We start from the raw sequence: 22937 nt of genomic DNA on the forward strand, positions 1-22937 counted from the left end.
TGAGTTTCGCAATTACCTAATGTTATTTACTAAGCTGATTATCGACTTGTTCATTTTTCCTGGATTTTTTATATAAATAGCCAAAACATCCGATCAAACCAAAGACGCCCAATGCCTGTTGGAAACGGAAAAGATTTTCTTCCATATCGCCGGGGTCAAACAAACTTTCAAACCAGGGAACATAGCTCGGGTCGATTGATGTGATCGCTGCGCCGCCCTGATCGTCTGCTCCTGAAAATTCAGCATCAGGCAAGGCAATTTGCGGAATAATAATCAGTGCTCCAATAATCAAAACAAGTACAATTTTAGTTATCGCTGAGAGTTTCATTGGATATAAGCCCCTTTTCTTTATATTGATAAATGGCATTGACAACCAAAACGGTTAAAATGCCTTCGATAATTGCCAGCGGCACCTGGGTGATGGCAAAAATACTTAAAAACTTAATGAGTGAAGCTACAAAACCGCCAACCGGATCCGGAAAAGCCAGCGCCAACTGAACCGATGTTGTGACATAGGTCATGAGGTCGCCAATACAGGCGGCTAAAAAAATAGTTATCGGTTTGGGAACATTGAGTTTAGAAAGCCCCTTGTAAATTCCATATGCCACAAACGATCCGACAATGGCCATTGAAAATGCATTGGCTCCCAGGGTTGTCAGTCCGCCGTGGGCAAGCAACAACGCCTGAAATAAAAGGGCAATGGTTCCCACCACCACGGTGGCAAATGGGCCGAGGACAATGGCGCCCAGACCAATTCCGGTCATATGGGAAGAACTGCCGGTAACCGATGGCAGTTTAAAAGCCGACAGTGCAAATGTGAAAGCTGTTGCAATGGCCAACAATACCTTTTGTTCGGGTTTATCTTTGAATATTTTCCCCACCTGGTAAAGTCCAAAACCAATGAAAGGCAGTGCCATTACCCACCAGAAAACTGCCCAGCCAATGGGAAGAAATCCTTCCATAATATGCATGGCATTCACAGGCTGGGCTGCAAGGACTACCAGAAATACTAATATCCCAACCATTGTCAGGCTTTTTTTGAATTTTTTCATTTTTTCCTCCGAATATTTTTATATCATCCCATAAAACAAATCTCATCCCAGTATATTTTGCAGGTTTTCCCCGGCTCCCGGCCAGCCACTTTGTGAGTGTCATTGCGAAAAAAAACCTCTCCTTCCATATTGCTACAGAAAAAGAGGTTTTGCTATTATACTTATCCATTGGTTCCCACTATTAAGACGTTTCAGAACCAACTTTTGTTAATATTACTAATTTCCCTTTTCCCTGGAAGGATACTCTAGTACTTCAATTTAGTAGGTTTCCTGACTTATAGCTTATATTCCCCTTGCCTTCCCAGACATAATGTGCCCAGTGACATATTAAGGAGACATAACTAATTACAGTGACCGGATCGTTCTGGATTCTAACCAGATTCCCTCAATGAATTTGTTCATCCTAAATGAATTTTACATTTCTATTTAATTGTGCCTTTATTATAACACGGTTGATTTAAAAGTCCAGCGGTTTTTTGATTGCTTTGATCACGGCAAATATTTAAAGAATAACCCGCACGTTAAATTTTTCCTGGCACTTGGGACATTTTACCGTATTTTTTCCCCGTTTAATCGGAAGCTGCAATGTCTTTTTACAATTGGGGCATTTACGATAACGGTATACCCTGATTTCCTTAATTCTGCGAATGAATATTCGCACATTTCTTTTTACCGGATTCCAAATTTTCAGGAATTTTCCATTTTCTCTTGCCCGCTTGCTGATGTTTCTGGAAAAACTTCTGAGAATCATAAGGAGAATAATGCCATCTGATAAAATCATAAGTATGAGATTATCAACCTTCATATTAACCATCATTATCCCCAGCGCCAATAACAGCATGGCATAATAAAGCTGATCCATGCCATAACGGCCGGACATAAATTCCACTAACTTTTCTTTAAAACGTTTCATTTAGCTTTCTCCTAATTTATTTAAAACACATGATCTAAAATATTAATCTCAAAAATGAAAACAAAAATTGAAACGCATAAAACCCAAGAAACAATTTAAAAATAGTACCAATTGGGGAAAAAGCCGCTGGACGATTTCCAGATCCAGCTTTACCCCTTTCTATTTGACTCAGTAGGCTTTGATAATCATCATTATCCGGTTCCATTTCAACCGCCACTCGGGCGTGATTAATCGCACTCACCTGATTGCCAATGCCGTAGTTGGCTATTGCACTATAGTAATACCACTTCGCACTTCTGTCTGAAATATGATTCAAAACACTTAATGCTTCAGCATACCTGCCCATATTGATATAGCTTATCACTGTGTCAAAACTACTTTTCCGATTCTGATTGGCAGATGATCCAAAAATCCATTCAAAAGGATCAAAACCTTCAAATGAATCTGATTGTCGGGAATTTCCATAACCGTTAAACGGATCATAAGTCTGTCTTCTCTGATTTGCGCCGGTACCGTAGGCATTTTGATAGGCGTAATTTGCCTTGCCACTCTTTATCAAATCGTAGGCGGCATTGACCTCACTCATTTTTGCTGCTGATTCCCGATTACCAGGATTCAAATCCGGATGATATTTTTTCGCCAGGTTTTTATATGCTTTTTTGATTTCCTCATCACTGACATCCTGAGGAACTCCCAATACTTTATATGGGTCCAAATTCATTGTGTCTCCATCTCTTTGAAAATTGTTAATATTTTAATTGTAACTGTTTATTATTATATTTTGTTTAAACAATTATGTGGAATCAGTCTCAAAGCCAATGAAATTTATTTTATAAGATTGAAATATTGAACAATTCCAATATTGGTGAATTTTATGAAGCTAAATTTAAAAAGGCAGCGGTTATTTAAATAACCCCTACCCTTTTGGTTTCATCTTTTTAAAATAATAGTCAACTATAAAATTGCTAAATTAAGCCAGTTTTACAACTACCCTCTGGGCTGATGACATTTTTTCTCTTAATTTTCTGCAACGCTTTAACCCTAATTACCTTTGTCAGCTATTCCTGACAATTTCAAATGCGGTTTTTTTCAGCACACAATCCAAAGACTCATGCTCCCTGTTTTCCCCATTGATCAGCAATCGGGAAGGACATCCTCCAGGACAGATTGCAAAAAAGTCACAGGTTTTACAAGCTGCCGGTTCTGCTTTTTCAATGGCAATGCTTTTGAGGGATCGGGTTTTTACATTTCCCATAAAATATGCCGGATTATCAATCAGTGATCCACAGGGATAGACATCACCACTGGGCAGCACAACATAGGATCGACCGCAGGATGCATAACAGTATTCTTTGCTGCAGGCAGTCAGCTTTAACCGATGTCTGGCTTCATCAATCTCCCGGATGATGATCTTTTTTCCGGTAAGTTTATATAATTCCTGAGCTGTCTCAACCATACCGCTCAGAGCTTTCTTTAATTGCTCTGGTGTGGCTTTTTTGATGATTTCTCGATGGTCTTTTGCGCGTCCCGTATCCCGCAGCAGATCAAGACCAATTCCTCGCACATTACCCAGATAGTATGCAAAACTGACCAGCTCAGGAAGTTTTGCAACACTATGACTGGTCACCACGCTGTTTAAATTTATTGTGATCCCTTCATCTGCCAGACAATGAATCCCGGCAATGACTTCCCTGGTTTTTCCCCGGGAAAACTCATTCACCGCCGGTGGACCATCAAGGCTGACACCCAAAGCAATCTTCATTTTTTTCAGGCCGGCGGCAATTTCCGGGGTAATACAAGTGCCATTGGTCTGCATTTGGAAGCTGGCATCATATTTTTTCGATTTTACATAATCAACTACCTGACAGATCAATGGGTAGTTCAGAAGCGGCTCTCCACCGGCGAACTGAATTTTCATAGTATGATCGGAAAAAAGATCCAGTGACTGGGCCGCCGTCTCAAAATCCATATCCTCTCTTGAATGAGTTGAACCAGCATAGCAATATTTACAGGCCAGATTACACTGGCCGGTTGTCCAAAGTACAATTAACACTCTTTCTCCTAACACTCCTCTGCCGCTCCTTCCATCTCCAGATAAATGTTTTGAAGCCGGCTGACCATTTCATGATCTGCATGCCACAGATCCCGCTGAACGGCTTCCAGCAGACGCTCGGAAATATTCTGGAGGGCCCAGGGATTGACATCCCTTAACCAGTCGGAAAAATCCTGATCCAATACAAATTTCCGGGCCAATTCTTCGTAAAGTATATCATCCATCACCCGGGCAGTAGCGTCCCAGCCAAAAATATGATCAACAATCTGGGAGATATCGCCAGCCCCTTTATAGCCATGCTCTTTCATACTGTTGATCCACTTGGGATTAAACACCCGGGATCTCAGTTCAAATCGAGTTTCTTCACTGATAGTCCGGGTTTTGATGCGTTCCGGATTGGTGCTATCCCCAATTAATCCCATGGGGTCTGATCCCTTAAAGGCTCGAACCGAGGCAATCATGCCGCCGTGGAAGGAATAAAAATCGTCACTGTCGATCATTTCAAATTCCCGGGAATCCAGATTCATCACTGCCGCATCCATCACTGACAGTCTTTTTTTGAAAAGCTCTGGGGCCTTTTTACCGTAGCTGCTCTGGCTATAGGCATAGCCTCCCCAGGTGAGATAAATATCTGCCAGATCCCCATCAGTTTCCCATTGTTGGGTACCGATGATGTTGCAGACTCCTGCGCCATAGGCGCCAGGCTTACAGCCGAAGATTCGATAGCTGCTTTCCTCCCGGGCCTGATCAAAATCAATGCCTTTCTCCAATAACTCAGCCAGTTCCTGTTTGACATGCTTAGCGATGAAGTTCATCTCATCGGGTTCATCCAAATCAATGACAGCAAGCACCGCCCGATCGATCAGATCCACCAGATTGGGAAAGGTATCCCGAAACAGACCGCTGATCCGGGTGGTCACATCGATCCGGGGCCGCCCCAGTTTCTCCAGGGGAATAATCTCCAGATCTTTGACATAGGCATTCTGTTTTTGCCAGACCGGTTTTACCCCAAGCAGATATAGTATTTCGGCCTCATCTTCACCATTGGTTCGCATAGTGGAGGTTCCAAATACGACCATTCCGACGTTTTCCGGATATGTTCCATTTTCTTTTTTATATTTATCCAGCATATTCTCCGCAAGTTTTTTCCCTGCTTCCCATGCGGTTGGCGAAGGAACCGTCTGGGGATCGATGGAATAAAAATTTCTGCCCGTGGGCAGAATGTGAGCCATACCTCGGGTGGGACTGCCGGTGGGGCCCGGTTTGATGAATTTACCTTCCAGTCCATTTTTTACAGCTGCGAGTTCATCCCGACAAGCCTGAATCCGAGGCACCAGTGAGGTGCAGAGGTAGGCAGCAATTTCTATAAGCTCAGCATTCACAATACTGAGCGTTTCCATGCAGATTTTTATAATCTGATTTTCATCGAAATCCGTCTTCCATAGATTTTCCATAAATGCGTAGGTTTTGAAATATATTTCTTCCAGAATATCTACATTGGTTTTCCCGTCGGGATTGAGTCTCCCCCGGTTATCCAGCAGCTCGTCCAGATCATAGCCCAGAATCGAAGCCACCGTCCTCCTTAAGGATGCGGTCTCACCGTTTGGCAGCAAGGTCATGGCAATCAACAGTTCAATCAATTTAACGCCTTCCGGGGCTTCCCCCAAGGTGTGAAGTCCAGTTTTGATCTGGGTTTCTTTTAATTCGCCCAGGTAATCATGGAGCTGCTCCAACATCCCATCGAAATTTTCCGGCTGAATCGTTCCTAAATTCAAGTCCTTATTCAGGTTGATCTCCAACACCTTTTCCCAGATTATTTTTCTCAAATAACCCAGCTTCTCCGGATTCATTGCCTTACATTTATAGTAATCCTGCAATTGAGTTTCCAGTTCGGCGGTATCTTCATATAGTTCCGCCCGAGTCATGGCCGGAATCAAATGATCAATGATACAGCAATTGCTCCGCCGTTTGGCCTGGGTTCCCTCACCTGGATTATTGATGATATAAATGTATAAATGGGGCAGATCGCCAATGGCGATTTGGGGATAGCAGGACTCTGTTAAACCCAATGCTTTACCTGGTAACCATTCCAATGTACCATGCATCCCCACATGGATAATGGCATCGGCTTTAAAGGTATGTCGAATCCACTCGTAATAACCAAAATAGCTATGGGGCATGGGCAGATCCGGACTGTGATAAACACTTTCTGGATTAAGGGTATTTCCCCGGGAAGGCTGAATCCCTATGAATAAATTACCATTGATAACACCAGGCACCGCCAGTTCTCCCTGATGACTAAAAAACTCTCCCGGAGGCTGATCCCAGAATTCACACATTTCCCCCTGAACTTTTTCTGGAAGTTCCTTAAACCATCCCTCATAGGTCAATTGGGGGATAACATCCGCTGCCCGGTGATGGATTTCCGCAGAAGAAAGCCACCTCAGATCATTGGTGGTTTTTGACAGAATCTCATCGATAATCGCCCCGCCGTTTTCTGGTAAGTAATCAAGGGAATAACCGCTGTCTTTTAGAACATTGAGCATGTTGCAGACACTGTCCTTGGAGTCCAGGCCGAAGGCACTGCCAATAGTATCGTTTCTCGGGGGGTAGTTATGAAATAAAATGGCAACCCGCTTATCCGAATTGGCGATATGTTTGAGTTTTCCCCAATTCTCTGCCAAATCCGCAATTCGGCTAATCCCTTTTGCATCGGGTACATGAAGGACAATCCGCGCCCCGGTTAAGGGATCCAGAGTGGCTGAATCCGTAAATGCTGCAGCCAGAGTAATGATGTTGCCATCCATTTCCGGCATGGCTGCATTGACAATTACATCCACCGGGGACAATCCCTGGGTGGATGTTTCCCAATAATCCCTGTCTGCAAAAGCAATGATCCCTTTTAAAACGGGCACGCCAAACTTTGCCAGCACCTCATCCATGGTCTGGTCTCTGGCATCATTTTTGTAAGTCATCATGGAAGCCGAAAAGCTCATGAGATTGAGAATCACATCCACAATGGGTTCTCCCTCATGTTTAAAAAAATGATCCAATACCTCCTTTAACCCCATATTTCCCAGATCTTCTTCTTTTCGGGTTTTTCTGAAAACCGGAATAACATTGATGCTCCGGGTTTCAAATTCCCGGATAAAGGCATCCACATAGCTGGTATCTCCGTTTGACCAGTGTTCCCGATGAAACCAGATTCCTACACTTGTTCTTCCCGGAATAATTTTATGCTGGCAATAGGTGTCTAAATCGGGAACTGCTTCAAAATCCGGATGATAGATTCCCTCCCATGGCAATGGTTCGGGAGGATCATAATCACAACTATCTCTATTGGTTTGCTCCAATAGAGATAATAAACAGTTGCGGTAATTTTTTAGGCCGCTATAAGTCATGTATTGGTTCAGTAAAATATAATCTCCTCTTTCAATATTTGAATATTCCAGCGAATCCATGGCATCTAAAGGACTGGTAAAGTGGATATATATTTTTACCGTTGCCGGCATTGCCACTATGATTTCGTCAAAGCTCAAGCTTTTTTCTTTGCCGCCGTGGAGACTGATTATCAGATAATCTGCCCTTCCGGCAAAATCAATAAACGCTCTCAACGCCTCCGGATCTTTTAAAATTTTATTCTCCCGGGCCCATACATCTATTTCATATTTTTCACTGATCTTTTTTACGGCCTTGCTCAGAATAGCCAACTCGGTTCCGTTTGCACTGCAAAATGCCAATTTTAACATCCGTTCCTCCAATTTTATTTTCTTCATACTATAATGTAAATGCATATTCAGAACAGTCAACTCATCTGTACTCATCAGATCACAGTTAATAACTCCTCTGAATGTGCATCTGTATTCAGGCTGTAACAGACCAGCTCAATGGGAGTGTTCCCATTGAGCCGCTTCTGCTTATCGCCTGTCAAAAATACTTTTTATTGAACAGGTACCTTCACCATATATTTGATTTCGTGGTCTTTAAATGCATCCGGATGGACAATGGCTGCATAGTCTGCTACGATCTGATCCAGCTTGTCAACCGATTGAAACCAGTCTGGCTGGAAGGACCATACATTACCGGTTTTGACTGCCGGCATTTCCAAAAGCAGCGGTGATGTAGTATAAATTTCCCCGACATTCGCATAGGTTTTTTTCCCCATCGGTTCATTGAATACAATATCCGCGGTGCTGCCTTTGGCATAGAAATCTTCAAAGGTAACTTTAGAACTCCCCGGTTCAGCAGTATCCAGATCTTTGTACAGATAATCGGCACCAACGATATTATACATATCGCCAAAGTAAGATCCCCCTGTTCGCACAGATACCTGGCCATCATAAATCATGCCTCCCACAACCTTGGGTTGATCCAGACCTTCTACTGCTTTTTTGATTTCTTTCAGATTCTTGGCCGCATTATCAATCTGCTCATTGGCTGCTTCGGCATTTCCCATAAACGCGGCAAATAATTTAGTATATTCCATTCGGCCCAATACCGTTGTTTCCAGACCTGATGAATCGACAATATAAGGAATTCCCAATTCTTCTAATTTTTTCGCATTGGTGTCATAATCCGAATAGGAGATGAATGCCAGATCAACCCCTGCGGCCATCATGGCTTCGAAATCCAGAGCAGCATTTTTCCCGAAAAATTTAATGGTGCCAGCCTGCATTCTTGAATCGATCTGTTCGATTTGACCTTTTCCCACATCATAGGTCGATACCCCTGCAACCTTGTCAAACATATCATCGCCTAAAACACGAATGTAGGAACTATGGGTTGTGGATCCCAGGAAGATATGCTCTGCCGCACCGCTAATCACCTGAGCCTCTTCATAACCATCAGGTGCTTCTTTTCCTTCAGGCACAATCAGAGTCTGACGATCCTTTCCATCCGTTACTAGAACAATCCCATCATCCAAATATTCAATATTCATTTTCTGCGCATATTGAACTTCCATCTCACCCTTTTTCGTGCTGCCGGCTCCCGCCGCAGACGAACACCCCGCCAATACAAACACCGCTGACAACATAATTGCCAATGCCAAAACTGCTCTTTTTTTCATGATAAACTCCTCTTTTCTCTAAAATATATTTTTTTATTCTGTTGTTACCATTCTCTGCCCAGCTGATAAAGCATGGCATTAATAATAGCAGCAACCACCGGACTGCCGCCTTTTCTGCCATTGATACGAATACTGGGACTATCAATCCCGTCCAGTTCTATCTTTGCTTGGGCCGCCCCGACAAATCCGATCGGTGCCCCAATAATCAAGTCTGGTTTTGCCTCTCCGGCCTTAACTTTTTCAATCAGCGTATACAGAGCCGTGGGTGCATTGCCAATGGCATAAATTCCCACCGTTTTGTCTTTCAAAGCTTTTTCCATAGCCACCGTGGAGCGAGTAACCCCCCTCAGTTTTGCTTCTTTCGCCACATCTGGATCATGACTATAATTGACTATTTCAATGCCATGATCAGCCAGGGCTTTTTTATTGACGCCCACCTGAATCATCCGGGTATCGGCATAAATCTTCTTTCCCTGTTTAAGGGCTTCCATTCCGCTTTCATAACCATCGTTAGAAAATTCCAACAGGTCCGCATATTCAAAATCTGCGGTAGTGTGAATAATTCGTTTGACAATGGAGGCAATGTTTTCCGGAAAGACCCTGTCACCCAATTCTTCTGTAATAATTTCAAAACTGCGTTCTTCAATTTCTCTCGGATTGTTAATAAATTCCATGATTTCTCTCTTTCTCTTTCTATTTTTATTGATAACAGCAAAGGTACCACTAACTCTGCTGAACTTATACCACAAAGAGACGACCCTTTATTTTTATTCCCAGATTCTTATGACATCTTTTTCTCCGAGTCAAACAAGGCATCCATTCCCTGGATGGTTTTATTCCAGGCTGCCACATCCTGATGACGCACGATTTCGATGGAGCCGCCCTGATAATCGCCCTGGGATTCTTCCATCATCTCTTCCATATCGCCCTCAATCTTCATATAAATATTTGTTAAAATTTCCAATGCTTCCGGGCTGGGATTCCATTTTTTTCGCTGATGGAGCTCAAGAAATCGTCTTGACATCTCTTCAATGGCAAAGTTATTTTCTTCCCTGAGCCAACTGACCATTTCCGGATCTCCGAGGTAGGTTTGAACAATTTCATCAATGGCGGTGTCATCAATATTTTTAGTGGTGCACTTCCAGCTAAAAATCGTTTGAGCCTTTCGCATAATCTCGGCGGCACCGCTATAGCCTTTATCCATCACCGAGCGATTCCAGAGGGGATTAAAAAAAGTGCCTTCCATAATTCGTTTGAGTTCATCTTCGATTGTTGTAATGACCACCTTTTCTTTATGGTTGGAGGTGCCATGGTATTGTTTGAGTTCTTTCTGATAAAACTGATTTTTCACCATGTTGAAACCGCCGATCACCGACGCTGAATAGCCGGATGTGAGCAGGTCATACCGGTTGCTGACTGAAGTTTCAAAAACAACCTCGGCTGATTTGATGTTTTCCACAAATTCTTTATGGGAAACTGTTCCGTTTAAACCGTCACCATAGGCGTATCCTGAAAAAGAGGTAAACACTTTGGCCAGCTCACCTTCCGACTCCCAGGCGCTGGCTTTCAGAGCCAGATCCACCCCAGAGCCGTAGGTTCCCGGTTTGTCACCAAAAATACGCATAGTGGCACGTCTGAATGCCTCTGACTGGGAAAGTTCTCCCTGTGAAATCAGTTCCTTGACAGTTTTTCGGGTGTTCCGGCGGACAAAATTTTGAGTTTCCGGCTCTTTCAGGCGAGCTGCCATTTGCACCGCCTGATCCATCATGGCAATCAGATCTGGATATGAATCTCTTAAAACGCCGGAAATTCTTATAATAACATCAATTCTGGGCCGTCCCAGTTCTTCCAGCGGCCGGGCTTCAACATCCATAACAATCCCCGATTCGTTCCAGACCGGTCTTACCCCCAATAATGCCAAAACCTGGGAAAGCTGTTCCCCATTGGTCATGGAGATATCTGTGGAGATCATGTTCATGGCAACTTTTTCCGGAAATAGTCCGGTGTCTTTTTCATGCTGCCCGATTAACTGGTCTGCCATTTCCAAACCAACCGCGTATGCCGATTTGGTCGGAATTTTTTGGGTATCCATTAAATAGAAATTTCGGCCGGTTGGCATGATCCGATTGAGTCCATCCCGGGGTGAGCCAGACAGCCCGGGTTCCATATAATCCCCCCTTAAGGCTTTGGTTAATGCACTTGCTTCATTTTCAACGGTTAACAGACTGCGGCGGTTGTTATGAATATCATTGTCCAGCACCGCAGCTTCCAAACCAAAAATTGAATTTGATTGCGGCTTTTCTTCCTCCGTTTGATTAAGCGTCTTTGAAATCAGTTGCAGCATTTCCGAATGGTAGGTATAGTCATCGGCACAATCCTTTTTCACCAGTGAAGCATACAAGCTCGTTCCATCAATTGATTCTTTGATATAGGATACCTGATGGATTAATTTGGGGATCTCTCCCCAAATGTGATTTTCCTGTTCAAAGGACTGAACAATAGATTGTGTCAATATACTTTTGAGTTTTTGGATACCTTCAATAAAAGTCGCTTCTTTTTGAACAATTTTCAGGTATTCCGGTGTCTGATTGATTCTGGTTTCAATACTGAGTTGCATCAGTTCAACCTGCTGACTCTTGACGTCGACCGCCTCTAAAAAGCTGCCCAACTGATTGATAAAATCAATCCTGGTATAATCAGTATTGAGACAACTGGGAAGATAATCAAGCACAACTGCGTAATTACGGCGCTTTGTACCCATTCCTTCCACTCCGATACCGGCATTATAGCAATAGAAATTAGGCAGATTACCGATGACCACATCCGGCCAACAAAATTCTGACAGAGCATTGGTTTTTCCCGGCAAATGCTCCAGACTGCCTGCAGTTCCCACGTGAACCACGGCATGAGCCTTTAAGACCCGATCTATATAACGATAGGTTGCCAGATACTGGTGCGGTGGCGGACAGGATGGATCGTGAAGGATCTTGCAGACTTCGCCCGTGCATTTCGGACCATAGCAGCCCCGCTTTGGCTGGATCATCACCCACACATTACCAAAATTCAACCCCGTAATGATGATCTGGTTGTCGTGAACCATCCCTTCGCCAGGCGGTATACCCCAGGCATTTTCCATCTGCTCTCTAAGCATCGGATCCAGACTCTGATAAAATTGATGATAGCCCCCCTTGCCTTCTAACGGCATCCGGTAAATGTCACCGCCAGCCTTGACAATATTCTCCACCGTCGTCCAGCGAAAATCCTGATACGCTTTTTTATCCAGCATCATTTTTTTTAGTGCCAGTCCATCAGTGGGAATACCCGGTACCTTACAGCCTTCGCTTTTCATGGATTTCATCATCCGCACAACACTCTCAAAAACATCCAGCCCGGCCCCTGATCCCAGCGTCGCTTCTACGCCGGCACAGGGTGAACAGTGAAGCATCAGCACTATTTTTTTGTCAGCTGATGCTACCTTTTTTAATTCGATCCGCCGGATCATTCTGGCAACAAATCGCTTAATCCGTTCTGGAATAGGCGTCAACTTCAGCATATCATCGGTCTCTTTTCGGGTTCCGATAATAATGGGTTCGATCATTCCCAACATTTCACTGGTTGTAAAAGCCCATGATATTTCAGCGGAAAGACCAGTTAAATTAGCTTGCCATTGCTCCTGATTCTGAAGGCGACTGACAACCGGCCGAAAAACCGGGATATTCATCGCTTTAAAAACAGCCACACTTTGGGAAAACAAATCTCCGGATTGACTATTTCCTGTTGCTGCCTGCATTTGAAAATTAATAAGCCCATCAATCCTGAGCTTTCCATCGCTGGAAAAATAATCGCTGATAATTGTTTTAAACCCTTTTACTCCACTGTTTTCATCCGCTGACGAATAACTAAAAACCGGAATCACCCGGATCCCCTGATTTTCCAGTTCCTCAACCAGTGCTTCCTCCACCGCGGTTTTTTTCTTGTTCCAATTATCATAATGGGTTAAAATTCCCACTGTCATTTCAGCGTGATTTAAACGCCCATACCAATTTTCATAGGCTTCCAAGCTCGAAAAAACAGCTTCGCTGTCCGGATGAAAGATCCCGTCCAATCCAAGTTCAGTGGGCTTGTCAGGCCCATTAAGCATTATTTTATCTGCCTGCTCAACCGCTTTTCTTATTCTTTCGGTTTGTTTTTTAACCATCTGTCTGTTCACAAAATTACTCACTGCTTCCCCCTAGAATGATGACTCTTTGGAAAGATCCCGAACCGCTTCGGCCAATACATCCGCCTCCAGATCTTCAATCCGATAGTAACGGGCACACATGGCTGCAGCCAGTTTCTTTGCCAGACCCAGTTTAATAAAATCCACCTCGGTATCCACCACAATGGTCTGGATGCCCTCCCCGGCAATCCGTTTCCCCATCTCCATAGCTTCCGTAAACGGATCCCCCTCCATTAAGGCAGCATTGGTTCGGCCATCGGAAACCAGCACCATAATGGGCAAAATATCGTCGTTTTTGCGCTGTTCATTTTTGATCACTTCATAAGCTTTCAGGAGACCGGCAGCTAGCGGCGTTTTACCTCCTGTGGGCAGATCTTTCAAACATTTTTGGGCCATGTCAACACTTCGTGTAATATTCAGGAGTACCTCCGCTTCCTTTTTTCGAAACGAAACCAGACCAACCCGATCCCGTTTCTGGTAAGCATCGGTAAGCAGAGAAACCACTGCCCCCTTAACTGTTTCCATCCGTTTTTTTGCGCCCATGGAACCGCTGGCATCCACCACAAAAACGATGGTGCTGCCGGTTCGTTTTTCCCGGAGTTTTTCCCGCAAATCTTCTGTTTTAATGATCAGTGCCAGTCCGTTACTTTCCCGAACCCGCTGATAGGGTGCCGCCGCCCGTAAGGTGGCATCAAAGGCCAGGTCACTGATCGTATTCCGGGGCATGGCACTTTTGATATATTGACCCTTTTTGGTATCGGTTTTCGTCTTGATCCGTTTGCCTTCACCCTTTCTTTTTTTTCGGTCAATGGCTTTGATATCCAGATTTTTAACCATAAAGGTTCGCCCGACAGCATCAATCCGATCCATGATCTCATTAAGATCCGGCTGTTCCGACGACTCTGATTCTTCATTCTCCGGCTCATCGGCTTCGGTTTCATCTGTTTCCTGAGCTTGTGTATCCTCTGGCTGCGTTTGATCCTCGGGGCTTTCGGACGCATTCTCATCGTTTTCATCATCCGTCTCGTTCTGAGCATCATCCTGGTTTTCTTCCGGTTGTTCCTCAAACTCTTCATCGTTTTGATCATCCTGCTCCGGTTCCCGGGGTTCATTGGGCTTTTCCCGTTTTCGATGGGGCAGTACAAATTCGGCGGCTTCTTTGATATCATCAATATTGATATTCTGGCGTCCCGCCAGTGCGGCCAGCGCTCTGGCGGTTTCAATCATCACCAGTTCAGCCCGATTGCCGGCGCAATAGGCCTCATTGACAATATCGGCCGTCAGTTTAAAAACTGTTTCGGATATTTTTACGGTTTCCAGATTCTTTCTTGCTTCCACTATTTGATTTTTTTGAATCTCCGTATCACGTTCCCAGGTTTTAGCAAACCCAGCCGGATTTTGCTCAAAAGCCAATCGCCGCTTAACAACCTCTTTTCGCTCCACTAAGCTTTTCGACCCTTCAACCGCCACATAAATACCAAACCGATCCAGGAATTGGGATCGCAAAAAACCTTCTTCCGGATTCATCGTGCCGATGAGCACAAACCGGGAGGGATGCTCGAAGGAGATCCCTTCCCGTTCGATGTGATTTACGCCCGATGCGGCCACTTCCAGAATGCTGTTAACGATGTGCTCACTGAGCAGGTTTACCTCGTCAATATATAAGATATTCCCATGGGCTCTTTTCAGTATCCCGCTGCCAAATGATCGTTTGCCCTGAGCAATGGTCTTTTCAATATCAATGCTGCCAATAACCCGATCTTCGGTGGCATTTAAGGGTAAATCCACCACTTCCATGTTCGGAGCAATCTGACTGAGATTGCGTACCAGCGTGGACTTGGCGGTTCCCTTTTCGCCGGCAAGCAGCACCCCCCCGATTTGAGGATTAATGAGATTGAGGATCAGGGCTTTTTTAACCCTTTCCTGGCCAATGACGGCTGCAAAGGGAAATCGATAGGCAATTGTTTTATTGCGCTTATCCTGACTTTTGTTCTCCGACTTTTCTTTATTTAACTGATATCCTTTCACAGTCAGCGGGCATCTCCCGGAATCACTGCCCCATGGCTGATTATACGACTGCATTATGAGCACTCCCGACGTCATTGATAATTTGCTCAACCTTATCAAAATTAAAGATTCCTTCTTCAAATGGCGTCCGGCGCAACCGGTGGGGCAATACCAGCTCCGCCGCTTCCAGCATATCTGCCGGAGCGACCTCGGTCTGACCTTTAAAGGCGGCAATGGTCATCGCGGTTTTGATCATGGCAATATCGGCCCGATGGCCATCCACGTTCAATTCAATGCTGATTTTCACTGCCATCTCCAGCATCTCGTCGCTATAGCTGACCTTTTCCAATAGTTTCTTGGCTTTTAGAATCCGCTCTCGCAGATCCTGCTGGTCGTCAACAAACTGACCGGCAAATGCTTCCTTATCCTTTTCATAGGCCAGTCTGTTTTTGATGACATGAATTCGCTGTTCAGGATTGCGTTCGCCGATCACATCTACTACCATCCCAAACCGGTCCAGCAGCTGGGGTCTTAAATCCCCCTCTTCCGGGTTCATGGTGCCCACCAAAATAAAGCGAGAGGGATGATAAAAGGAAACGCCTTCCCGTTCGATGGTGTTCACGCCCATGGCAGCCGAATCCAGCAGCACATCAACAATATGATCATCCAGTAGATTTACCTCATCGACATAGAGAATATTCCGATTAGCCTGCGCCAGAATTCCCGGTTCAAATTTCTTTTCACCCTTTTTGATGGCGTATTCAATATCCAGGGTTCCCACCACTCGATCTTCGGTGGCACTGACCGGCAGATCCACCACCTTCATCCGTCCAAAAGCCTCCACAAAAGTCTTCTGATTTTCGTGTTTTTCCAGACACTCACTGCACATGTTGGCCGGTTCCCGGGGATCACAGCCAAAAGCACAGCCTTCCACCTGGCTTCGGGTCGGCAATAAATCAGCCAGGGCCCGGACTGCCGTCGATTTGGCGGTGCCCTTTTCCCCTCTGATCAAAACCCCACCAAGAAGGGGATTGATGATATTAAGAACCAAAGCCTTTTTCATCTTTTCCTGACCCACAATTCCGGTAAATGGATAGATAATATTTTTATTTTTCATTGTTTCCCTCTTTTTCTATTCAACTTTTTTGCAATGACGTGCTCCCAATACAAATAGTACAATTAAATAAGCGACCAGCACCCCTGCATGGAGAACCATTTGACCCGCTGTTTCTCCGGTTAGCCGCAGGGCGATATTGGTATGGGTCAAAGGCAGCAGGTAGATAAACCATCTTAGAATTTCCGGCATCTTATCGATGGGAAAAAAAGTGCCGCATAAAAATGACATCGGCGTAATCACAAAGCTGGTGAATTTTGCCATATCTGAATGTGAATTAACCAGCAGACCAATCAAAAAGCCCAGCGCTGAAAAAACAAAACAATTTAAAAGGGCAATGAGAATAAAGTAGGGCGTGATGATCAGATCTGTTGTAAAAACTGAAACCAGCACAATAATCAGGAATGCCGAATAAATCCCATAGAATGCACCCGCTATTATTTTACCCAAGGTGTATACTGTCATATTGATCGGGGAAATCATATAGTCTTCAAAGGTTTTGTAGAAAATTCTTGAAATATTAATGGTACTCGCGGTGTTATTAAAACTGGTCATCATGGTACTCATCCCAATAATCCCGGGGATAATAAACGCCATATAAGACCCCCCATCAATCTCAACACCGCTGCCCAGTCCCCAACCAAATGCCACCAGATAGAGAATCGGTGAAATTAAAAAGCTGATGCTTGTGGCCACAAATTTCCGTTTAAAGACAGCAAATTCCTGCCAGAGAATACCATATAATCCACTCATTATGATTCCACCCTTCTGTTTGTGAATTTCAAGAATACATCCTCAAGGTTTGATGGACGTATCCGAACGTCTCCTTCCAGGGATCCGGCGTATTCATTGGCTTTTTCTCGCGTCGGAAAAAATTCTTCATGGGTTTTTCCATCTGCAAAGTATTCCACCGTTATCTTACCGACCTCTTCAATTAAATTATTCGGGGTATCCAATCGCAGCAGTTTTCCCTTATCAATCAGCCCGACCCGATCACATAGCACTTCCGCTTCTTCAATATAATGCGTTGTCAGCAATACGGTTAATCCGTTTGATTTCAAACGCTTTAACAAATCCCACATTTTTCGACGGGCTGATGCATCTAACCCCACCGTCGGTTCATCCAGAAGCAATAGTTCCGGTTCATGAAGAAGCGCTCTGGCGATCATAAGTTTGCGCTTCATCCCACCGGAAAAATTCTTGGTCAGGTCATCTTTTCGGTCTGTCAATTCGGTGAATTCAAGCATTTCATCAATTTTTTGTCGTCGTTTTTCTTTTGGCATTTTGTACAGCATGCCGTGTACTTCCAAATTCTCCCAGGCCGACATTTCATTTTCCAGATTATTCTGCTGCGGTACCACCCCAATCTTCGCCTTAATCGATGTCAGATTCCGATCAATACTTTCTCCCCCGATCACAATATCTCCGCTTGTTTTTGGCGTGAGAGTACTGATCATTCTTACCGTTGTAGTTTTGCCTGCTCCATTTGGGCCCAACAGACCAAAGAATTCACCATCTTTGATGGTCAGATTAAGCGCATCCACCGCCGTCAATTTTTTATATTTTTTTGTCAAATCAATTATTTCCAGCATTTTTTTCCTTTCCTCCTAATACTTTACAACCCCAAACCAACATTATTTTTTTCTCTTACTCACCTCCTTTACTCGCTGAAGGTTTCGATATCCCCTTCGATTTCCATATAGAACGACCGAAGTTTCTCCAGACTTTCATCATTTGCCTCCCACATCCCTCTTTGCGCTGCCTCCAAAAGACGCTCGGTCATATTTTGGATAGCCCAGGGATTGACACTCTTTATCCATTCCCGCCGTTCATCATTAAAGAGAAAATTTTCAGTAATTTTTTCATACATCCAATCTTCCACAATATCCGCTGTGGCATCCCAGCCAAAGACAAAATCCACCATTCCCGAAATTTCCTGGGCCCCTTTGTAACCATGTTCTTTCATGCCATCAAACCACTTGGGATTTAGGATCCGGGAGCGCATGATTTTGGCAGTCTGTTCTTTAACATTGTTTAATTGAACCCGGGAGGGATCACTGCTGTCCCCGCAATAAGACTGCGGTTTCTGACCTGATGCGGTGCGGACAGCCGCTATCAGGCCGCCATGATAATTATAGAAATCATCGCTTTCCAGCATATCGATTTCCATGGAGGATTCGTTCTTAATGGTAATCTGTGCCTTAGCCAATCGTCTGGCAAAGACCTCGGTAACCCGTTTGCCATGAACCTTTTTTCCGTAGGCATGGCCGCCCCAAAAGGTATAGATATTACCCAGATCGCTGTAATCTTCCCAGTTCTTACTGTTAATCAACTGGGTCACCCCGGCCCCATAGGTTCCCGGGGGATCGCTGAAGATCCGCATCCCGGCTTCTTCCTGAGCAGTTTCTATGCTGGCCCCGTTTTGAATCAACTCCCGAACCTCATTTTGAAAATTTCGTTTGATATAATTCATATCATCGCTTTCATCCAGACTAGCAACCAGGTTAACCGCCTCTTCCACCGATTCGATCAGATTGGGAAAGGTATCCCGGAACAGCCCGGAAATCCGCAGGGTCACATCGACCCTGGGCCGTCCCAGTTCCTCTACCGGAATCACTTCCAGCCCAATCACCCGGTCTGAATTTTCCAGCCATTTGGGCTTAACTCCCAACAGATAGTAAACTTCGGCAATGTCATCACCGGAGGTCTTCATGGTTTCTCCGGCATAGACCACAATCACCATGGTTTCCGGATAACACTTCTCGTCTTCCAGATAACGGTCGATCATTTTTTGGCCCAGTTGTTTACCAACCTCCCAGGCTGCCCGGGTGGGCACCGCTGCCGGATCAATGGCATAAAAGTTGCGACCGGTGGGGAGAATGCTCACTCTGCCCCGGGTTGGGGACCCCGATCCCCCGGGAGGAACAAACTCACCATTAACCCCCTTAACCAGATGGGACATTTCATCAGTGGTCGACTTAAGTTTTGGCATCAGGGTGTTTTTCATAAATTCGAAGACCGTCTTTAAATCAATCAGATCCGCCGGTTCAGCAGCTTTAAAATGGCTTTTGAGGTAGTCAATAAGGTCTGATTCGGCATTCTTTCGTAAGTAGTCTCTGACCAGATCCCGGCTTAAGGCTTCAATCTCATTAAATCTCATCAAGTTGGTAAACCCTTTTGCATCCGTATGCTGGGGGTCATTTTTCAGAAATTCATAATCCATCCCCATCGCTTTGGCAGTTGCCTGGGTTAATGAAGGGATCTTTCCATTTGATAACCGCAACAAGGCACAAACCAACTGATAGAGTCTTTCCTCTTCCGGAACTTTTCCAAAAATATGGAGTCCATCTTTAATCAGGGTATTCTTAATACCTTCCACCCAGGTATGAAGCTTTTCTGCAAAAACTGAAAAATCTGCCTCCATAGTTTCCCGGCTGATATTTAAGTCCATAAGATAATTTTGTTCAATCACAATGGTTTCAATGCTTTTCTGAATAAATTCAACCTTTCCCTGATCGGTACTTTTAGCCCGATAATATTGTTTGATTAAATCATCCAGCTCTTCCATCTCGTCATAACTGCCGCTCTGAACCATGGACGGAATCAGATGATCCAGGATGACTGCATAAGACCTCCGCTTGGCCTGAATACCTTCCCCTTCCACAGTAATACTGTAAGGATAGAGATTAGGCAGGTTTGAAATAGCAATATCCGGATAGCAGCCTGCCGACAGACCAATTTCTTTACCCGGCAACCATTCCAGCGTGCCATGGGTACCCACATGAATGACCACATCGGCCTTAAAGCTGTTTTTCAACCATTTATAAAAGGCAATATACTGGTGCGGCGGAACAATATCAGTGCTGTGATAGACTTCTTCCGCCTTGTCCTCATAGCCCCGGGCCGGCTGAAGCCCGATAAAAATATTACCATTGAGAATTCCCGGTACCGGCATCTGATCCTGATAAACCATATTTTCCCCGGGAGGATCGCCCCAATCTCGGACCAGCTCTTCCTGGGCTTTACTTTCCAGTTGATTAAACCAGGGCAGGTAGTCATTTTTATCAATCACTGCCACACTTCGCTTGATGGCCTGTTCGGCCGATAACCAGCGAGTATCGTTGCTGACGGCATTAATGATCTTTTGAATAATTGCGTCGCCACTGTCAAAGTCGTATTCTATTTCGATCCCCTCTGCCGCAAGCGCTTTAACCATATCAAAAACGCTTTGGGGCGAATCCAGACCAAAAGCACAGCCGATCATATCATTACGGGGCGGCATATTATGAAAGATGATAGCGACCTTCTTATCGGCATTCGCTTTTAGCCGCAGCTTCGCCCAATTGAGTGCCAGCTCGCAGACATTGCAAATGCGGTCTGGAATCGGTCGATTATTTGTTTTCTCGCCGATTTCATCTTTGACAAAAACCGAGTAGGCGACAGTAAAGGACATGATCTGACCGTCGAACTCCGGATAGTAAACACTTCCCGGAAAGGACATGGCATCGATTCCCCGCAAATTCTCAAGCCAGTTTTCGTAGCTCTGGAAGGTAGTCAGGGCTTTGATCACCGGCACATCAATGGACTGGTAAATGCTCTTTTCCACTGTTTTGGTGCCATCTCCGGGATCAGACAAAATACTCTGGGAATGGCTCATGGTGTTAATGATCACATCGACATTGTTTTTTCCATTGGTAGTAAAAATATGATCCACCACCCATTGAAAGCCCCGACAGCCAATGACCGGGTTGGGAACCGAAGAGGAAAAAACTGCCAGCGGATGTGCCCTCTGATTTTCAACTGCCTTAATTAAGGCATCGATATGCTCCAGATTTTTTTCCTGCACCAGCCGGGTATAAATCAGAATGCCTACTACCGGTTTGCCGCTGGTTCTAGCTTGTTCCAAGGCCGTTTCAATGCTCAGTTCTTTACCCGGATAGTAGATCCCTTCCCAGACGGAATGACGCGGTTCGCCATAGTCTATTGGAAGCTTGCCATAATAGGCCCCCAGGTATTTCATCAGATTGATACAGTTTTCAGTATTGGTATCCAGAGCGTATTTTTGGATCTCTCCATATTCCCAGGGAGAAATACCGGATTTTTTTAAAGCAATGACGTTTTCTTCATCACAACCGGACCAGATAAAAAAGCGTTTCTTGTTTTCAAACCGCTCCATAAGGGATGCAAAGCTCTTAAATTGGGTGAGTCCGGCATGAATAAAGATAAAAATAAAATCTGCGCTTTCCAGCGCTTTCATGGCCAGGCTCAATTCCTCGGCGGAGTTATCCAGTTGACTGCTGTTTAAAAAGTTTACTTCGATTTTAGTATCGGCCGTATGGGTTGCTGCTTCTTTGATATCGTAAACGTGATCCATGGGTGAATGAATAAATGTTATCCGATACATGCTCGCTCCTCCAATAAACCGACTAAGCAACCCACCATCTTCTGGGTCATTGCTTCAATGAATTCGTCTTTTGTCTTTTCTACTAAGTCTGAAACCATAACCGCTTGGATCTTCGGGTTCATGCGCTTTAATAAATGATCCGCTTCATAAGCTGTTTGTTCCATGGTGATCAGATCCCAATCCAACTGATCCATAAGGTGGGCATACAAGGAAGTCAACACCACCAGTTCGGGCTCTTTATCCAATTTTTCCAAACGGCAGACAAACTCCGGTTTGTAAAGCGCATTGTTCTCGTGAAAAGATTCCCAGATTTTTTCCATAGTCACTCCGAACCGCTGCAATCTTCTTAAAATACTAAACTGCAATTGGGGGCTGGCCCCGGTCTGTAAAAAGAGTGCTTCTTTAACTGCCGGTTTAACGGCTAAACCAATGAGTTCTCCTAATTTACTGTGTTTACCGGCAAACTGGTAATAGTCCGGGGATTCCCCATTACAGATCAATATCGACCCATCGGTTCCTGACCCGGTGGCCAGTCCTCTGGAATACATACTTCCCAGCATCAGTTCCTGAATAGCGGCTGTTTTTGCCTCGGTGCAGGTGACCAGTGCCCGGGTAAGCGTTTCCGGGGGCATATTGCCATCAATATAAAGCATAATATTAATGGTTCCCGGTTTGATTTCATGGTTTTTTCCATCAATTTCGTGCCAGCCTGTGGGGTCACCCACCCGGCCCCCATTGACTTCAATCCCCCCGGTTACAATGGCAGTAACACTTAAATTCTGATATTCAACTGTTTTAATGGCGACATTTTCCATTGACGCCGCCGTTGTGATACCTGCAGTGTAGTCGGGATCCAGACCGAGTTCTTCGGTGATGATCTTCATATGTTCCTGGTAGGTATCGGCCCGCAGGGTACACGCCATGCCGGCACCTGGTTTGGCATCATGATTAAATACCGCTTTCAGTTCTTCAGAATACCCACCATTTCGGTGCGCCGTTGATAGAACCTTTCTTTTTCCGCTAAATGGTATAACGATGCTCTTTTGATAGTAATAAACACCTTCACCCGTTGGTAGTGTAAAAATCTGCATACCTTTCTCCTCCAAT

The 22937-nt window shown here is 44.7% G+C and carries 15 protein-coding genes and 1 riboswitch; all 15 genes read right to left on the reverse strand.

The window, feature by feature from the left end; genetic code table 11:
• Window positions 1-22 precede the first annotated feature (22 nt).
• The 15 genes from AKG39_RS13515 to AKG39_RS13585 all read right to left on the reverse strand — a co-directional run bounded on the left by AKG39_RS13515 (window position 23) and on the right by AKG39_RS13585 (window position 22921).
• Complete coding sequence (locus AKG39_RS13515) at window positions 23-328, reverse strand: energy-coupling factor ABC transporter substrate-binding protein (RefSeq protein ID WP_050740936.1); 306 nt, start codon at window positions 326-328, stop codon at window positions 23-25.
• Window positions 306-1052: an energy-coupling factor ABC transporter permease gene (locus AKG39_RS13520; RefSeq protein WP_050740937.1), complete on the reverse strand. Its 747-nt coding sequence runs from the start codon at window positions 1050-1052 to the stop codon at window positions 306-308. Before AKG39_RS13520 ends, AKG39_RS13515 begins: the two co-directional genes overlap by 23 nt.
• A 243-nt stretch (window positions 1053-1295) precedes the next feature.
• Window positions 1296-1475, reverse strand: a riboswitch (cobalamin riboswitch).
• 79 nt (window positions 1476-1554) lie between these two features.
• Entirely contained in the window at window positions 1555-1965 is a 411-nt protein-coding gene (locus AKG39_RS13525) for a hypothetical protein (RefSeq protein WP_050740938.1), read from the reverse strand.
• Between the two features lie 34 nt (window positions 1966-1999).
• Complete coding sequence (locus AKG39_RS13530; protein ID WP_050740939.1) at window positions 2000-2686, reverse strand: DnaJ domain-containing protein; 687 nt, start codon at window positions 2684-2686, stop codon at window positions 2000-2002.
• Window positions 2687-3019: 333 nt separating this feature from the next.
• On the reverse strand, window positions 3020-4018 hold the full coding sequence (locus AKG39_RS13535) for a radical SAM/SPASM domain-containing protein (RefSeq protein WP_050740940.1): 999 nt from the start codon (window positions 4016-4018) through the stop codon (window positions 3020-3022).
• An 8-nt stretch (window positions 4019-4026) separates the two neighbouring features.
• On the reverse strand, window positions 4027-7842 hold the full coding sequence (gene cobN, locus AKG39_RS13540; protein WP_083439564.1) for a cobaltochelatase subunit CobN: 3816 nt from the start codon (window positions 7840-7842) through the stop codon (window positions 4027-4029).
• Between the two features lie 116 nt (window positions 7843-7958).
• Entirely contained in the window at window positions 7959-9086 is a 1128-nt protein-coding gene (locus AKG39_RS13545; RefSeq protein WP_050740941.1) for an ABC transporter substrate-binding protein, read from the reverse strand.
• A 44-nt stretch (window positions 9087-9130) separates the two neighbouring features.
• Window positions 9131-9760 (reverse strand): precorrin-8X methylmutase, encoded by a 630-nt coding sequence (locus AKG39_RS13550; RefSeq protein ID WP_050740942.1) that lies wholly within the window; start codon window positions 9758-9760, stop codon window positions 9131-9133.
• A 107-nt stretch (window positions 9761-9867) separates the two neighbouring features.
• Window positions 9868-13308 carry a cobaltochelatase subunit CobN gene (locus tag AKG39_RS13555; RefSeq protein ID WP_050740943.1) on the reverse strand — a complete coding sequence of 1147 codons (3441 nt, stop codon included), beginning with the start codon at window positions 13306-13308 and terminating at the stop codon, window positions 9868-9870.
• A gap of 9 nt (window positions 13309-13317) precedes the next feature.
• Window positions 13318-15387 carry a magnesium chelatase subunit D family protein gene (locus AKG39_RS13560; protein ID WP_083439565.1) on the reverse strand — a complete coding sequence of 690 codons (2070 nt, stop codon included), beginning with the start codon at window positions 15385-15387 and terminating at the stop codon, window positions 13318-13320.
• Window positions 15374-16429, reverse strand: coding sequence for a magnesium chelatase ATPase subunit I (locus AKG39_RS13565; protein ID WP_050740944.1), 1056 nt, complete (start codon window positions 16427-16429; stop codon window positions 15374-15376). The genes AKG39_RS13560 and AKG39_RS13565 overlap by 14 nt, the downstream gene beginning before the upstream one ends.
• Before the next feature lie 15 nt (window positions 16430-16444).
• On the reverse strand, window positions 16445-17179 hold the full coding sequence (locus AKG39_RS13570; RefSeq protein ID WP_050740945.1) for an ABC transporter permease: 735 nt from the start codon (window positions 17177-17179) through the stop codon (window positions 16445-16447).
• Entirely contained in the window at window positions 17179-18018 is an 840-nt protein-coding gene (locus AKG39_RS13575; protein WP_050740946.1) for an ABC transporter ATP-binding protein, read from the reverse strand. The genes AKG39_RS13570 and AKG39_RS13575 overlap by 1 nt, the downstream gene beginning before the upstream one ends.
• 68 nt (window positions 18019-18086) lie before the next feature.
• Entirely contained in the window at window positions 18087-21830 is a 3744-nt protein-coding gene (gene cobN, locus AKG39_RS13580) for a cobaltochelatase subunit CobN (RefSeq protein WP_050740947.1), read from the reverse strand.
• Window positions 21818-22921 carry an adenosylcobinamide amidohydrolase gene (locus AKG39_RS13585; RefSeq protein WP_050740948.1) on the reverse strand — a complete coding sequence of 368 codons (1104 nt, stop codon included), beginning with the start codon at window positions 22919-22921 and terminating at the stop codon, window positions 21818-21820. Before AKG39_RS13585 ends, cobN (AKG39_RS13580) begins: the two co-directional genes overlap by 13 nt.
• Between the last annotated feature and the right edge of the window lie 16 nt (window positions 22922-22937).

The sequence above is a fragment of the Acetobacterium bakii genome (assembly GCF_001263355.1).
GTDB classification, from domain to species: domain Bacteria; phylum Bacillota; class Clostridia; order Eubacteriales; family Eubacteriaceae; genus Acetobacterium; species Acetobacterium bakii.